The sequence below is a fragment of the Chromobacterium sp. CCUG 76385 genome (assembly GCF_059916625.1).
Map to the genome: position 1 here is coordinate 32521 of NZ_JAUCGU010000014.1, position 15401 is coordinate 47921.

15 protein-coding genes and 2 tRNA genes are annotated in these 15401 nt (G+C 61.1%); 13 read left to right on the forward strand and 4 right to left on the reverse strand.

Annotation, left to right across the window (positions count from 1 at the left end; genetic code table 11):
* Nucleotides 1-16 precede the first annotated feature (16 nt).
* The gene (locus QUG01_RS11035) at nucleotides 17-559 is read left to right on the forward strand and encodes an NUDIX hydrolase (protein WP_500830189.1); all 543 of its coding nucleotides are present in this window, start codon (nucleotides 17-19) and stop codon (nucleotides 557-559) included.
* 229 nt (nucleotides 560-788) lie between these two features.
* On the opposite strand, the gene QUG01_RS11040 is transcribed toward QUG01_RS11035, so the two are convergent.
* A tRNA-Arg gene (locus QUG01_RS11040) sits at nucleotides 789-865 on the reverse strand.
* Nucleotides 866-1020: 155 nt separating this feature from the next.
* On the opposite strand from QUG01_RS11040, the gene QUG01_RS11045 reads away from it, so the two are divergent.
* Nucleotides 1021-1746 carry a c-type cytochrome gene (locus tag QUG01_RS11045; RefSeq protein WP_500830190.1) on the forward strand — a complete coding sequence of 242 codons (726 nt, stop codon included), beginning with the start codon at nucleotides 1021-1023 and terminating at the stop codon, nucleotides 1744-1746.
* Between the two features lie 262 nt (nucleotides 1747-2008).
* Here QUG01_RS11045 and QUG01_RS11050 read toward each other — a convergent pair whose 3' ends face one another.
* Nucleotides 2009-4033, reverse strand: coding sequence for a UvrD-helicase domain-containing protein (locus QUG01_RS11050; RefSeq protein WP_500830191.1), 2025 nt, complete (start codon nucleotides 4031-4033; stop codon nucleotides 2009-2011).
* Nucleotides 4034-4152: 119 nt separating this feature from the next.
* Here QUG01_RS11050 and QUG01_RS11055 point away from each other — a divergent pair, with 119 nt between their 5' ends.
* Nucleotides 4153-4986 (forward strand): symmetrical bis(5'-nucleosyl)-tetraphosphatase, encoded by an 834-nt coding sequence (locus tag QUG01_RS11055; protein WP_500830192.1) that lies wholly within the window; start codon nucleotides 4153-4155, stop codon nucleotides 4984-4986.
* Nucleotides 4987-4993: 7 nt separating this feature from the next.
* On the opposite strand, the gene QUG01_RS11060 is transcribed toward QUG01_RS11055, so the two are convergent.
* Together QUG01_RS11060 and mutM are read right to left on the reverse strand one after the other, a co-directional pair.
* A complete protein-coding gene (locus tag QUG01_RS11060) occupies nucleotides 4994-5815 on the reverse strand; it encodes a lysophospholipid acyltransferase family protein (RefSeq protein WP_500830193.1) in 822 nt (273 codons plus the stop codon).
* A gap of 47 nt (nucleotides 5816-5862) precedes the next feature.
* Nucleotides 5863-6675, reverse strand: a complete 813-nt coding sequence (gene mutM / locus QUG01_RS11065) for a bifunctional DNA-formamidopyrimidine glycosylase/DNA-(apurinic or apyrimidinic site) lyase (protein WP_500830194.1) — start codon at nucleotides 6673-6675, stop codon at nucleotides 5863-5865.
* Nucleotides 6676-6769: 94 nt separating this feature from the next.
* Here mutM and QUG01_RS11070 point away from each other — a divergent pair, with 94 nt between their 5' ends.
* From QUG01_RS11070 to QUG01_RS11115, 10 genes are all read left to right on the forward strand, one after another.
* Complete coding sequence (locus QUG01_RS11070; protein ID WP_500830195.1) at nucleotides 6770-8542, forward strand: tetratricopeptide repeat protein; 1773 nt, start codon at nucleotides 6770-6772, stop codon at nucleotides 8540-8542.
* Complete coding sequence (lolB, locus tag QUG01_RS11075; protein ID WP_500830196.1) at nucleotides 8539-9081, forward strand: lipoprotein insertase outer membrane protein LolB; 543 nt, start codon at nucleotides 8539-8541, stop codon at nucleotides 9079-9081. Before QUG01_RS11070 ends, lolB begins: the two co-directional genes overlap by 4 nt.
* Nucleotides 9082-9136: 55 nt before the next feature.
* Nucleotides 9137-9991 carry a 4-(cytidine 5'-diphospho)-2-C-methyl-D-erythritol kinase gene (gene ispE / locus QUG01_RS11080; protein WP_500830197.1) on the forward strand — a complete coding sequence of 285 codons (855 nt, stop codon included), beginning with the start codon at nucleotides 9137-9139 and terminating at the stop codon, nucleotides 9989-9991.
* 6 nt (nucleotides 9992-9997) lie between these two features.
* Nucleotides 9998-10072, forward strand: a tRNA-Gln gene (locus tag QUG01_RS11085).
* An 89-nt stretch (nucleotides 10073-10161) separates the two neighbouring features.
* Nucleotides 10162-11145 (forward strand): ribose-phosphate pyrophosphokinase, encoded by a 984-nt coding sequence (locus QUG01_RS11090; RefSeq protein WP_021478224.1) that lies wholly within the window; start codon nucleotides 10162-10164, stop codon nucleotides 11143-11145.
* Between the two features lie 60 nt (nucleotides 11146-11205).
* Nucleotides 11206-11493, forward strand: coding sequence for a 50S ribosomal protein L25 (rplY, locus tag QUG01_RS11095; protein ID WP_103319616.1), 288 nt, complete (start codon nucleotides 11206-11208; stop codon nucleotides 11491-11493).
* Nucleotides 11494-11584: 91 nt separating this feature from the next.
* The gene (pth, locus tag QUG01_RS11100) at nucleotides 11585-12166 is read left to right on the forward strand and encodes an aminoacyl-tRNA hydrolase (RefSeq protein WP_500830198.1); all 582 of its coding nucleotides are present in this window, start codon (nucleotides 11585-11587) and stop codon (nucleotides 12164-12166) included.
* A 67-nt stretch (nucleotides 12167-12233) separates the two neighbouring features.
* Nucleotides 12234-13325 carry a redox-regulated ATPase YchF gene (gene ychF / locus QUG01_RS11105; RefSeq protein ID WP_500830199.1) on the forward strand — a complete coding sequence of 364 codons (1092 nt, stop codon included), beginning with the start codon at nucleotides 12234-12236 and terminating at the stop codon, nucleotides 13323-13325.
* Between the two features lie 266 nt (nucleotides 13326-13591).
* Entirely contained in the window at nucleotides 13592-14452 is an 861-nt protein-coding gene (locus QUG01_RS11110) for a GNVR domain-containing protein (protein ID WP_500830200.1), read from the forward strand.
* Nucleotides 14453-14682: 230 nt separating this feature from the next.
* Complete coding sequence (locus QUG01_RS11115) at nucleotides 14683-15375, forward strand: transporter substrate-binding domain-containing protein (RefSeq protein WP_500830201.1); 693 nt, start codon at nucleotides 14683-14685, stop codon at nucleotides 15373-15375.
* Nucleotides 15376-15401: the final 26 nt, after the last annotated feature.

The window sequence follows — 15401 nt, forward strand, 5'->3', positions numbered from 1 at the left end:
TGTAAAGGACAACGCGATGGCCAATGCGGTTTGGGAGGTGCTGGATGTCAGCGTGGAGCATGCGAATCCCTGGTTTCAGGTGTGGCGGCGCCAGATCCGCTTGCCGGATGGCAGCTTGATTCGCTATTTCTCCGCGCAGTATGACCGCTCCGCAGTGGGCGTCTTGGCTTTGAATGCGGGGAAAGCGCTGCTGGTGCGCCAGTATCGTGTCTTGATCGATCGCGAAGTCTGGGCGATTCCCGCCGGCAGCGTAGATGTCGGCGAGGCGTCTCTTGCTGCCGCGGGGCGCGAGCTGCTGGAGGAGACCGGCCATGCCGCGCTGGCGCTGCGGCCATTGATCGCCTTTTATCCGACATATGGCAGCAGCAATCAATTGTTCGAGATTTTCCTGGCGGAGCGGACGGAGCGTCGCTGCGAGCAGATCGACGGCAATGAAGTGTTGGAAACGGGCTGGTTTGATGGGGACGAGGTGATGGAAATGATCGCGCGCAATGAAATTCCGGATAGCCTGTCACTGGTTCCGCTGTTGCTGGCCATGAGGCAGGGCTTGTTTGGCTGAGACAGAACGATGGCATCGCATCCGGTGAAATTCGGCGCCGAAATGATCTATATCAAATTTGACGCGCAAAAAAACACTTGGCTGGGCGGTGGAATGTTGCGGGATTGCGGCGGCGGTTGCCGGATGGCATGTTTTTTATAGCCCCGTTCTATTTACGGTAATTCAGAAAAATAGCGGGATAAAAAACAAAAAAGGCCCGCAGCGTGAAGCTGCAAGCCCTTGATTTCTTTGGCGCACCCGACAGGGATCGAACCTGTGACCTTCAGCTTCGGAAACTGACACTCTATCCAACTGAGCTACGGGTGCTTTGTGCGATCGCACTCAAGGTAAGCATCATACAACAGAAAACTAATCCGAGTCCAGAGTATGGTTTTTTGCCTTGCGCACCTGCATACTTTATAATCGACAGGTTTTAAATGTCATTTTTTCAGGCGAGGCTTGGGATGAGTAATGAGAACGGAATGGCCCCCGATCAGATCGTAAAGGTTCTGGTCAGCGTCGTTGTCTTTCTTGTCGTGGCGATTTGGCTTCTGGCCAAGCTGGCCACCAGTGGATTCAATGTGGATGCCGAGGTGATGACCAAGGAAGCCGTCGCGGCCCGCCTGAAGCCGGTGGGCGAGTCCAAGGCCAGCGACGCGCCGCCGGGCATGCGCACCGGCGAGCAAGTCTACAAGGGTCTTTGCATTTCCTGTCACGGCACGGGGCTGGCGGGCTCGCCCAAGTTCGGCGACGCTGGTGCTTGGGCGCCGCGCATCGCCAAGGGGTGGGATACGCTGGTGAACCATGCTTTGCACGGTTTCAACGCGATGCCGGCCAAGGGTGGTTCGCCGGACTTGACCGACGACGAAGTGAAGCGCGCGGTGGCCTATATGGGCAATGCCGGCGGCGCCAAATTCACCGAGCCGCCGGTTGGCGGCGCAGCCGGCGCGGCAGCGGCGGCCGATCCCGCCGTGGTGGGCAAGAAGATCTATGAAAGCGTATGCGTGGCCTGCCACGCGGCCGGCGTAGCCAACGCGCCTAAATTCGGCGATAAGGCAGCTTGGGCCGAACGCCTGAAGCCGGGCCTGGACGAAGTGGTGAAGATCGCCACCAAGGGGTTGAACGCCATGCCGCCCAAAGGCGGTTATACCGGCAGCGATGCGGAATTCCGGGCCGCAGTCGAGTATATGGTCAATAATTCAAAATAATTGATAGCAGTAATAAAAGCGCCCCATGGTGCAAGCCTGGGGCGTTTTTTATGGATATTGCATTGCGTCAAAAAGTCAATAGATGTGACCGGATAGAAAGGACAGGTGGCAGCGCAGGCCACTTCAGGCATCATGGGCACATCTGATTGACGGGTAGGCCAGTCAAGCTTGCAAGTCAGGTGAGGTTCCCCAGCCTCGCTTCACCCAGAGATGTTCCTCATTCTTCTTTATGGCGCCTCGCGGCGCCATTTTTCTTGCCCGCTCAATTCTGCGGCGGATCGCCGGACTTGTCCTTGCCGGCCAGCATGGCCGTCAGATTGGCCAGCCGCGACTTGCCTTCCGTCTTGCTGACCAGCGGTTCCGCGCCGGGCTTGCCGAAATGGCGCAAGTCGTCGCCGTCTATCTCGCTGATGAAGCGGGACGGCTCGATGAATTGCCATTCGCCTGCGCGGCGGCGCTTCACGCAATAGCTCAGCGTCAGGCTGCGCTGGGCGCGCGTGATGCCGACGTACATCAGCCGCCGCTCCTCCTCCACCATGCCGTTCTCTACCGACTCGCTATGCGGCAGGATGCCTTCCTCGCAGCCGACCAGGAACACGTGAGGGTATTCCAAACCCTTGGAGGCGTGCAGGGTGGACATTCTTACCGCGTCGACCTCGCCTTCGTCGCGGCCTTCCAGCATGGTGATCAACGCGATGGTCTGGGTCAGTTCGATCAGGTTCTTGCCATCGTCGCTGCCCTTGCGCGCCAGCCAGGCCACCATCTCCAGCAGGTTTTTCCACTTGGTCTCGGCAATCTTCGGACTGTCCTCGCTGTCGTACAGCCAGGCTTCGTAACCGATGGCCTGCAGCAGTTCCAGTGCGAGCTTGCCGGCTTCCTCGCGGGTGGCGCGGTATTGAAGCTGGGTGATGAAGTCGCAAAACTGTTCCAGCGGGGCCAATTGCGCGGCTTGAATCTGCACCCGCAGGCCTCCGTCATGGGCGGCGCCGAACAGGCTCTTGCCGTATTGGCCGGACCAGGCGCCCAGTTTTTCCAGGGTGCCGGCCCCGACGCCGCGCTTGGGGGTGGTGATGGCGCGGATGAAGGCCGGGTCGTCGTCCGGGTTGGTGATCAGGCGCATATACGCCAGCAGGTCCTTGATCTCCGGCTTGTCGAAGAAGCTCTGGCCGCCGGCCATCTGGTACGGGATGCGCTGATTGCGCAGCGCCTGCTCGAAAATCCGCGCCTGATAATTGCCGCGGTACAGGATGGCGTAGTCCTTGAAGTCGGTGCGGTGCTCGAACTTATGCGCCAGCAGCTTCTGCACCACGGTCTCCGCCTCGTGCTCCTCGTCCTTGCACTGCACCACGTGTATCGGTTCGCCCAGGCCCAGTTCGCTCCACAGCTGCTTCTCGAACAATTTCGGATTGTTGGAGATCACGCTGTTGGCGGCGCGCAGGATGCGGGCCGTGGAGCGGTAGTTCTGCTCCAGCTTGATCACCTTGAGCTGCGGGAAGTCCTGCTGCAACAGGCGCAGGTTTTCCATATTGGCGCCGCGCCAGGCGTAGATGGACTGGTCGTCGTCTCCTACCGCGGTAAACAGGCCGCGCACGCCGGTCAGCAACTTCACCAGCTGGTATTGGCAGGTGTTGGTGTCCTGGTATTCGTCGATCAGCAGGTAGCGCAGCTTGCCCTGCCATTTGAGCAGCACTTCCGGATGTTCGCGGAACAGCTGCACCGGCAGCCGGATCAGGTCGTCGAAGTCCATCGCCTGATAAGCCGTCAATGTGTCCTGGTAGGCGAGATAAGTCTTGGCGCAAACGCTTTCCCACTGGTCTTGAGCCGCCAGCAGCATGTCGTCCGGCGTTTTCAGGTCGTTCTTCCATAGCGAGATCTGGCTCTGCACCTTGCGGATCTCGTCCTTGGACGTGGTGTTCAGGATGTCGGCGATGATCTTGCCGGCATCGTAGGAGTCCAAAATGGAGAATTGCGGCTTATAACCGAGATGTGGCGCCTCCTGTCTGAGAATGTGCATCCCCAGTGAGTGGAAGGTGGAGACGGTGATGCCGCGGATCTCGGCCGAGGTCATCAGCTTGCCCACGCGTTCCAGCATCTCGCGCGCCGCCTTGTTGGTGAAGGTGATGGCCGCGATGTGCCGCGCCGGGATGCCGCCCTGCCGAACCAGATGCGCGATCTTGTAGGTGATGACCCGGGTCTTGCCGGAGCCCGCGCCCGCCAGCACCAGCAGCGGGCCGTCTAGGTAATGAATGGCCGCGCGTTGCGGCGGGTTGAGCAGGGGAGCGGACATGGCGGTATGGCCCGGACGGGCGTAGCAATTCGGTAATCGAGGCCGTGCATTGTAGCATGGGGTATCATGGCTTAAACGCGGATGGGATCGTCCTCGATCCGCTTCACAAGGAAATAATAATGGCCATCTATGCAATCGGCGATATCCAGGGTTGCTTCGCTCCTTTTCAGAAGCTGCTGCGCCTGATCGATTTCAATCCTGGCAAAGACACCTTGTGGTTGACCGGCGACTTGGTCAATCGCGGCCCGCAGTCGTTGGATGTGCTGCGCTGGGTATTCCACCACCAGGATCATGTGGAGATGGTGCTGGGCAATCATGACCTGCATCTGCTGGCGGTGTCGGAGGGGTTCGGCAAGCTGCATCGCGACGACACCATCGAGGATATTCTGAACGCCGCTGATGGCAAGGTCCTGCTGGACTGGCTGCGCTGCCAGCCGCTGATGCTGGAGGGGCATGGCTATGCCATGGTGCACGCGGGCTTGCTGCCGGAGTGGACCATTTCCAAGGCGCTGCGTTTGGCCGAGGAAGTGGAGTTCGGCCTGGCCAGCAATCGATATCGGGAATTCCTGGGCCGCCTGTACGGCAACAAGCCGACGCGCTGGAGCGACGATCTGAAAGGCGTGGACCGGCTGCGCATCATCGTCAACGTGATGACCCGCATGCGTTTTTTGACCCGCGATGGCGAGATCGATCTGAGTTACAAGGGCGAGTTGGACGGCGCGCCGTCCAATCTGGTGCCGTGGTTCGAGGCGCCGGGCCGCCGCCATGGTGGCACACCGATTGTGTGCGGGCACTGGTCGGCGCTGGGCCTGCATCTGGACGAGGATATTCTGGCGATAGACTCCGGCTGCCTGTGGGGCGGCAGCCTGTCCGCGCTGCGGCTGGACGACCGCCAGCTGTTTTCCCTCCCGTGCGAGGCGTACCGGGAAGTCGCGCTGGCGGCGGGTAAATAGGGCTGGCTCAGACGCCGGTTTCGCTGGCGGTCTGGCCAGCCGTCGCGGCCGGGCCCTCCAGCGCCAAACGCAAACCGCGCGCAACCTCTGCGCGGGCGGCCTCGGCCAGCAGAAAGCGGTTGTCCAGGCCGGCATCGCCGGCCTTCAACGGCTTGCCGTAGCAGATTTCGATCTCGATTTCGGGGACGGACAGTACCTTTCCCATGCTTTGCAGCAGGGAAATCTCATCGATATAGGCCGCCTCCAGCAGCAGGCTGCCATCCGGGCGCTGATAGCGCAGCGAGACCGGCTGCACCGTGCCGCCCGCCAGCAGGGCCGCCTCGAACAAGGAGGCCTTGAACGGCAACAGGCCGCTGCCATCCGAGGTGGTGGCTTCCGGGAATACGGCCATGCAGCCGCCGTTCTGCATCGCGTCGGCCAGAATCTGATTGACGCGGCTGGCGTCGCGGCGGTTGCCGCGATCAATGAACAACGTGCCGGCGACATAGGCCAGCCAGCCGATCAGCGGCCAATCCCGAATCTCCCGTTTGGCGACAAAGCGCGATACGGTGCAGCTGTTCAGCGCGATGATGTCCAGCCAGGACACATGATTGGCCACCAGCAGTGTATTGGGCGGGTAAAAGCCGGGGTTGATGCCCTGAACCTTGATGCTGACGCCGAGTATCTTCAGCGCGTGCTGCGCCCAGCGGCGAGTGACGACCGCGCGCTCGGCCTGCGCCAGCCGGGAATAGCGGGTCGCGATGATGAACACGCCTACGGCAAGATGGCCAAGCAGGCGCAAAACGCGGCCGCAGCGAGTGGCGACTGAGGTGGTAGCGGATGACTTCAAGGTTTTTTTAAGATTTCGAGTCTGAATGATGACAGGCCGCCACTCTATCACGGCTGGCACAGCGGGCAATAGTAAGAGCTGCGCTGTCCCTGGCGGATATGACGGATGGGGGTGCCGCAACGGCGGCACGGCGCCTCCTGGCGGTCGTACACCATATAGCTTTGCTGGAAGTAGCCGGGCTTGCCCTCGCTGTCGACGAAATCGCGCAAGGTGCTGCCGCCGGCATCGATTGCCCGCCGCAGCACGGCGCGGATTTCTGCCGCCAGCAGGTCGCATTCGGCGCGCGTGAGCGAGTTGGCCGGACGCATCGGTGCGATGCCGGCGTAAAACAGCGACTCATTGGCGTAGATATTGCCGACGCCGACCACCACGTGATTGTCCATGATGGCCAGCTTGATGGCGCTGCTGCGGCGCCGGATGGCCTCGAACAGCGCGGCGCCGTCGAAGGCGTCGGACAAGGGCTCAGGCCCCAGGTCTTTCAATAGCGGGTGCAGCTCGATCGGCCCGACATGCCACAGCATGGCGCCGAAGCGCCGCGGATCGCGATAGCGCAGCAGCTGGCCGTCCAGCAGCAGGTCCACGTGGTCGTGCTTTTGCGCCGGCGCGCCGGACGCCATGACCCGAAGGCTGCCGGACATGCCTAGGTGAATCAGCAAGGTGCCGCTTTGGCATTCCAGCAGCAGGTATTTGGCGCGTCTGCGCACCGCCAGCACGGTCTCGCCGGCGAGGCGCTCGGCAAGATCGGGCGGCACCGGCCAGCGCAGCGAGGGGTTGCGCACGACGGCGCCGCGCAAGGTGCGGCCGGCGAGATGCGGCTCGACGCCGCGACGGGTGGTTTCGACTTCTGGCAGTTCGGGCATGGTCTTCAATGCGAATCGGTAAATGGTGCAAACATAAAAACCGGACATGCTATTCTACGCGTTCAACAGGCTTTGAGCAGGCATCTTAGACTCCATGCGAATGAAACCGCTGAAACGAACCCTTCCATTGCTGCTGGCGCTGCTGCTGGCGGCATGCGCCAGCGTCAAGCCTAACGCGCCGTCGGTACCTCCGGTGCAGCAGAATGCCGCCGGCGATGACAACGCCAGCCCGGATGACGCCGCCAAGTCGGCGGATGCCGCGCTGCCGAAAGTGGAGCTGACGCCGGAAATCTTTTATGGCGTATTGGCCGGGGAGATCGCCGCCCAGCGCGGCGCCGCCGGCTCGGCCGGCCTGACTTATCTCGATCTTGCCCGCCAGACGCGTGACCCGCGGTTGGCGCAGCGCGCCGCCGAGTTCTGTCTGCTGTCCGGTCAGTTGAAAGAGGCGGCCTCGGCCTTGCGCTTGTGGATAGAACTCGATCCCGACTCTCTGCCGGCCCGCGAGCAGTTGTTCGTCACGCTGATGCGCAGCGGCGATCTGTCCGAGAGCAAACCGCTGGCCGAGGAGCTGCTGCGGCGCGAACCCGCGCGCGCGCCGGCCATCTTCGTGCAATTGGCCAGGTTGAGCACGCGGCCGGACGGCGGCTCGGCCCGCGCCTATCAGATGGTCAGCGAGCTGGCCGCCCAGTATCCCAACCTGCCGGAAGCGCGCTTCGCCGTGCTGGCCGCGGCGGCGGATAATGGCGACAAGGCCGCGGTGGACCGCGAGTTCGACCGCCTGGCCCAGATCGCCCCGCAGTGGGACTTGCCGGTTGCCTGGCAGGTGGATCGTTTGCGGCGGCAGGACATGAACCAAGCGGCCGTTTTCCTGCAGCGCGAACTGGCGCGTCGGCCGCAAGCCAGCCTGGAACTGCAGATGGCTTATCCGCGGCTGCTGGTCGGCGCCAAGCGCTTTGTCGAGGCGCGCGCGGCGTTTGAAGCGCTATTGAAAGATTATCCGGATAATCCGGACCTGTTGTACGCCACGGGGTTGCTGGCCTATCAGATGCGCGATCTGAAAACCGCGTCGGATCGCCTGGAGCATGCGTTGGCGCAGCGCCACCCGGAACCGGATTTTGTCCGCTTCACCCTGGGCCAGATCGCCGAAGACGACCACGACGCGGCGCGCGCCGCCAACTGGTATCGCCAGGTCGGGCCTGGCCAGCAGTATCTGCCGGCGCAGTCGCGGCTGGCGCTGCTGGAGGCTGGCGAGGGCCAGCTCGATGAAGCCTTGGGCCGTTTGAGCCTGCTGGGCAGCACGGACCAGGAAAAAGTGTCGGTGGTGCTGTTGCAGTCGCAACTGGCGCGCGAGGCCAAGCAGCCGCAACGCGCGTATGAGCTGTTGACCCAGGCGCTGCGCCGCCAACCGCGTTCCATCGAGCTGTTGTACGAGCGTTCGCTGGTGTCGGACATGCTGGGCAATGCCGGCAACGCCGAGCGCGATCTGCGTCTGATTCTCAAGGACAAGCCGGGCGATACCCAGGCGCTGAACGCGCTGGGTTACACGCTGGCCAATCGCACCACCCGCTACCATGAGGCCTATGGCTATATCGACAAGGCCTTGAAGTCGGAGCCGGACAATGCGGTGATCCAGGACAGCATGGGTTGGGTGCTGTACAAGCAAGGCAAGCTGGATGCGGCGCGCAAGTATCTGGAAAAAGCCTACCACGCCATGCCCGATCCCGAAGTGGCGGCCCACTTGGGCGAGGTGCTGTGGCGCCAGGGCCGGCGCGACGAGGCGCTGCAGCTGTGGGAGAAGGAACTGGCGGCGCACCCGGACCATGAAGTGATCACCGAGACCATGCGGCGGCTGGGGGCCAAGCGATGAAATGGCTGGCCTGCGCGCTGCTGGCCGCGCTGCTGACCGCCTGCGCCAGCCGCGAAGCGCCGTTCCGCGCCGCCCCGTCAGCGTCCGCCGCCATCGATGCGCCGTTCAGCGTCAGCGGCAGGCTCTCGGCCAATCTGGACGGCAAGGGCCATGTTGCCAATTTCGACTGGCAGCATCAGCCGCCGCGCGACGAGGTGGCGATCAACTCGCCGCTGGGCAATACCGTGGCCAAGGTGCTGCGCGACGGCGCTGGCGTGGTCCTGTTGGCGGATGGCAAGCGCTGGCAGGCCGACGACGTGGAAAGCCTGACCCGGCAAGTGATGGGCTGGCCGCTGCCGCTTTCCAATCTGGCATGGTGGATACGCGGCCTGCCGGCGCCGAATCTGCCCAGCCGTCTCGACGCCGACGGCAGCCTGGAGCAGCAGGGCTGGCGCATCCAATTCGTGCGCGACGCCGATGTCGATAGCCAGCACCCCAAGCGGGTGGAAATGCAGCGCGATGGCCTGACCGTCAAAGTGGTGGTGCAGAGCTGGCAGTGAGCCGTTCTGTCGCCCACCCGCTAGATACCCATTCAGATACAGATTCAAGACCGATATGCAGCAAGCGTTTCATTCCTTCCCGGCGCCCGCCAAGCTCAATTTATTGTTGCACGTGGTGGGCAAGCGGCCCGACGGCTACCACCTGTTGGAAACGGTGTTCCGTTTCGTCGATTTTGGCGACACCTTGCATCTGGCGGTGCGCGACGATGGCGAGATCGAGCTGTTGACGCCGACCGACGGCGTGCCGCCGGAGCAGGACCTGACGGTGCGAGCGGCCAAGCTGCTGCAGCGCGAAAGCGGTTGCGCCCTGGGCGCCAGCATCAAGCTGGAAAAGCGCACGCCGATGGGTGGCGGCCTTGGCGGCGGCAGCTCCGACGCCGCCACGGTATTGATCGCCTTGAATCGGCTGTGGCGCTTGAATTGGCCGCGCGAGCGGCTGCAACAGCTCGGCTTGCGGCTGGGCGCGGACGTGCCGGTTTTCATCTTCGGCCGCAGCGCGTTGGCGACCGGCGTCGGCGAGGTCCTGGAGCCGGTTTCTTTGAAGCCGGCCTGGTATTTGGTAATTCACCCACAGGTGCATGTGCCCACCGCCGCGATATTCCGAAATTTTTCGCAGGGCATGTTGACAGGCCTTGGTCGCCTCGGCATAATGCGAAGCCTCGAAACAACGCAGCAACGCAGAAATGATCTGCAAGACGTTGTAACGAGAATGTTTCCAGCGGTGAATGAAGTACTGAGCGAACTGAGAAAATATGGTTCGCCGCTGATGACCGGCTCCGGAGCCTGTGTGTTCTTGGAGTTTCAGTCGAAAGACGAAGCCGATAAAGTTTACCGAGTGTTGTCGGAAAAATATCAGGGATTTGTTGCTGAAGGACTTGACGTCCATCCCCTGTTCGACAGCGCTGAATAAGGTTACTGGGGAGTCGCCAAGTGGTAAGGCACCGGATTTTGATTCCGGCATTCGTAGGTTCGATCCCTACCTCCCCAGCCAGGACTTTCTCCAAATAAGAGAGAGCATGAAAAAAGCGTGTAAGAATGCCTTACACGCTTTTTCTTTATCCAGCTAAGGCAAAGCGAATCATGGCGGCATACGACAGTTTGATGGTATTTACCGGTACGGCTAATCCGGAACTTGCTCAGAACGTAGTCAAACATTTGGATATCTCGTTGGGACGCGCCGATGTCGGCAAGTTCAGCGATGGCGAGGTGGCGGTGGAATTGCTGGAAAACGTGCGCGGCCGCGACGTTTTCATTCTGCAATCGACCTGCGCCCCGACCAACGACAATCTGATGGAAATCCTGACGATGGCCGACGCGCTGAAGCGCGCCTCCGCCGGCCGGATCACCGCGGCGATTCCTTACTTCGGCTACGCCCGCCAGGATCGCCGTCCGCGTTCCGCCCGGGTGCCGATCTCGGCCAAGCTGGTGGCCAATATGCTGACCAGCGCCGGCATCGACCGCGTGCTGACCGTCGATTTGCATGCCGACCAGATTCAAGGCTTCTTCGACATTCCGGTGGACAACGTTTACGCCACCCCGGTGTTGCTGAAGGACATCCGCGCCCAGCGCTTCGACGACCTGATCGTGGTCAGCCCGGACGTGGGCGGCGTGGTCCGCGCCCGCGCGGTGGCCAAGGCCCTGAATACCGATCTGGCGATCATCGACAAGCGCCGCCCGAAGGCCAATGTGGCCGAAGTGATGAACATCATCGGCGACGTGTCGGGCCGCACCTGTCTGATCGTCGACGACATGATCGACACCGCCAACACGCTGTGCAAGGCCGCCAGCGCGTTGAAGGAGCGCGGCGCCGAGCGCGTGCTGGCCTATGCGACCCACCCTATCTTCTCCGGTCAGGCGGTGGATCGCATCAAGAATTCCGACATCGATATGGTGGTGGTGACCGACACCATCCCGTTAACCGCCGCGGCCAAGGCCTGCCCGAATATCCGGGTGGCCTCCATCGCCGGCTTGCTGGCCGAGACGCTGCGCCGCATCAACAACGAAGAATCGGTGTCCTACCTCTTCAATGAGGAACTGGTTGCGACGGGCGCTTGCCTGCCGTAAACATCGGGCCTGCTGGTCGCGGCGGGCCGGGTGCTTTTAATCTGAAACTGGAGTTTTGATATGTCTTACGAACTGATTGCTGCCAAGCGTGCTGATCTGGGTACGGGTGCGAGCCGCCGCCTGCGTCACGCTGGCAAACTGCCGGCCGTGGTATACGGCGCTGGCAAGGAAGCCGTTTCCCTGGAACTGGACCACAACACCATCTACCACGCCGTCAAGCACGAAGATTTCCACACCTCCGTGCTGGATCTGGTGATCGATGGCCAGAAGGAACAGGTTAAGGTTGCCGCGTTCCAAATGCACCCGTACAAACAGCAAGTGCTGCACATCGACTTCGCTCGTGTGTAATCCCTGCTGCCGTGCCGCCTGGCGGTAACGGTGAAGAGCCCGTTGTGCGCCCATGTGGCGGGCAGCGGGCTTTTTAATTTGGAATGACGACATGTCCGGCATCCGCCTGATTGTTGGCCTGGGCAACCCAGGCCCCGAATACGAAAAGACGCGCCACAACGCCGGCTTCTGGCTGGTGGACGAGCTGTGCTGGCAGTTCAAGGGCAACTGGCGCAACGAAGGCAAGTTTCATGGCGACGTCGCCAGAATCCAGATCGAAGGTCAGGACGTCTGGCTGTTGAAGCCGATGACGTATATGAATCTGTCCGGCCAAGCCGTGCTGGCGCTGGCCCATTTCTACAAGATACTGCCGGACGAGATTCTGGTGGTCCACGATGAGCTGGATCTTGCGCCTGGCGTCGCCCGTTTCAAGCAGGGCGGCGGCCATGGCGGCCACAACGGCTTGAAGGACATCGCGGCGCGGCTCAGCTCGCCGGCCTTTTGGCGCTTGCGGCTCGGCATCGGCCACCCTGGCGACAAGAAAGAAGTGGCCAACTTCGTGTTGAAGAAGCCGCGCGCCGAGGAGCAGCAGGCGCTGGACGAGGCCATCCTGGCCGCCTTGCGCGAACTGCCGCGCGCCATCGCCGGCAAGATGGCCGAGGCGATGAAGGCGCTGCACACCGAAGCGAAGTGATTGCGGGCTGGCGGTCCGCCGGGCCGCCGCCATAATGGATTGAAATAGAAATTCTAGGAAGACAGCCATGAGTCTGAAATGCGGTATCGTCGGTTTGCCCAATGTCGGCAAGTCCACCCTGTTCAACGCGCTGACCAAGGCCGGCATCGAAGCCGCCAACTACCCGTTCTGCACCATCGAGCCGAATGTCGGCATCGTCGAGGTGCCGGATCATCGTCTGGCCGAACTGGCCAAGATCATCAATCCGCAGAAAATCCAGCCGGCCATCGTCGAGTTCGTCGACATCGCCGGCCTGGTGGCCGGCGCCTCCAAGGGCGAAGGTCTGGGCAACCAGTTCCTGGCCAACATCCGCGAGACCGACGCCATCGTCAATGTGGTGCGCTGCTTCGACGACGACAATATCGTGCACGTCGCCGGCAAGGTGGACCCGATCGCCGACATCGAGACCATCCTGACCGAGCTGGCGCTGGCCGACCTGTCCGCCGTGGAAAAAGCCATCACCCGCGAGGGCAAGAAGGCCAAGTCCGGCGATAAGGACGCCCGCGCGCTGATCGCGGTGCTGGACAAGCTGGTGCCGCACCTGAACGAAGGCAAGCCGGCGCGTTCGCTGGGCCTGTCCGATGAAGAAAAGGCGCTGATCAAGCCCTTGTGCCTGCTGACCATCAAGCCGGCCATGTATGTGGCCAACGTGGCGGAAGACGGTTTCAGCAACAATCCGCTGCTGGCCAAGGTGGAAGAATACGCGGCCAAAGAAGGCGCGCCGGTCGTCGCGCTGTGCGCGGCCATCGAATCTGAAATCGCCGAACTCGAAGACGCCGACAAGGCCGAGTTCCTGGAAACGCTGGGCCTGGACGAGCCTGGCCTGGACAGGCTGATCCGCGCCGGCTACAAGCTGTTGGGCCTGCAGACTTACTTCACTGCCGGCGTCAAGGAAGTGCGCGCCTGGACCATCCATATCGGCGACACGGCGCCGCAAGCGGCCGGCGTCATCCACACCGACTTCGAACGCGGCTTCATCCGCGCCCAGACCATCGCCTACGCAGACTTCATCGCCTACGGCGGCGAAGCCAAGGCCAAAGAGGCTGGCAAGATGCGGGCGGAAGGCAAGGAATACGTCGTGCAGGATGGCGATGTGATGAACTTCCTGTTCAATGTCTAAACATCGTTGTAAGATTTAATTGGAAATAGCCGCATGGAAATGCGGCTATTTTACCAAGTCAGCCAGGAAAATGGATTGGGTTAGCTAGAACTGCAAAGTAGCATTAGATGGAAATATAATAAACTAAGATAGTTGCTTGAAAATGATTGCTTCAGCTTGGGGAAAATATTTTGCAAGATCGGGAAGATGAATTGGATCTGGCCCAGATTTGGGCGTTTGTCTGTATCTGGCATCGCTGGTTGTTGAGCGGGATGTTGGTTTTTGCCGTGATTGCGGGAGTGATCGCCTTGCAGATGCCGAATCAATACGAGAGTAAAACGCTGTTGTCGATTCCGGCGCCGGTCGGCGCACAAGGCGGGATTGCCATTGCGCAGAGCGCGACGACGCTGGATGGACTGGTGGACCGTTTCGATCTGCAAAAGCGCTATCGAGTTGAGGGCAATAGGGAAGCCAAGCTTGAATTGCTGAATCGGGTGAAAGCGTCGGCTACCAAGGACGGTTTATTGGAGCTGAGCGTGCGGGATCAGGATCCAGAGCTGGCCGCAAGCATTGCCGGCGCGCTGGCAGCCATAGTGCGGCAGCAGATTCTGGATAGCCATGCCACCGAGCAAAGCAAGCGTTTGTTCGTGTTGCGCGGCCGGCTGGACATCGCGCGCAAGGAGCTGGAGAACGACGCAGGCGCGATTGAGAAAATGGGTTTGCGCAATCGGCTTAGTCTGGATGGCAATGCCGAGCAAATCCTGATCGGTTTCGCCTCGCTCGATGCGCAATACGCGCTGGGCGAAAAAGACAGCCTGATGGGCAATCTGCTGCAATTGCGGGCCGAGCTGGAAAAGGGCAACTCCAGCCTGTATAAGCTGCCGGGCGAGCAGTTGAAGTTATTGCGCGATTTCTACTTCAACCGCGCTTTGGCCGATGAATTGCAGCGGCAGGTTCGAGTGGCGGAGTTGCAGGCCGCGCAGGATGTGCAGGTTGTGCTGCCTGCGGTGACGCCATTGGAGAAGGCGAGTCCCAAGCGCAGCCTGATGGTTGCGCTGAGCGCCTTGGCGGGTTTGATTCTAACTAGCTGCCTTTGCCTGATCCTGCAATGGCGGCGTCAGCGGCAAGCTGAGCTTGCCAAAGCCTGAGGCTGATGATTTCAATAGCACCCACTGCATGCAGTGGGTTTTTCTTTTGAGAGCGCAGGCTTGCTGTAAGTCAGAGAAGTCTGATATTCTTCATTTTAATATTTTTTAAATTCTAAATAAAAAATTGTTATATGAATATTCGACAGCTTCTTACTGCTTTACTTGTCCTGCTCGCCATGCCTGCCGCGATGGCCACAGATCTGCTGGATGTCGTCAAACAGCGTGGCACATTGAAAATCGCATTGGAAGGGACTTACCCGCCGTTCAACTTCAAGGACGCCAAGCAGCAGTTGACCGGGTTCGACGTTGAAATCGCCAGCGAGATCGCCCGCCGGATGCAGGTCAAACCGGAATTCACCACGGCGGAATGGAGCGGCCTGTTGGCCGGTCTGCAAAGCGGCAAATTCGACATCGTGGTCAACCAGGTGGGGCTGACGCCGCAGCGCAAGGCCGTGTTCGATTTCAGCCAGCCGTATATCTATTCCAGCGCGCAGCTGATCGTGCGCAAGAGCGAAACGCGCAACTTCAAGAGCCTGACCGATTTGAACGGCAAAAAGCTGGGCGTCGGCCAGGGCAGCAACTATGCGGATATGGCCAAGGCGGTGGCAGGCGTGCAGGTGAAGACGTATCCGGGCGCGCCGGAATACCTGCAGGACCTGGCTACCGGTCGTTTGGACGCGGCGCTGAACGACAGCCTGTTGATTCCGTTCGCCATCAAGCAGGCTAAACTGCCGCTGAAGGCCGGCGCCCCGGTGGGGGAGGTGGCGACGATGGCGATTCCGTTCGCCAAGGGCAATCCGCAATTCAAGGCGGCGATCGATCAGGCGCTGAGCGGAATGAAGGCCGATGGCACGTTCAAGAAAATCTCGCTGAAATGGTTCGGCATCGATGTTTCTAAGGCGCCTACGGTGGCCAAGCTGTAATTCCGTAGCGGGATCAGGATGGATGA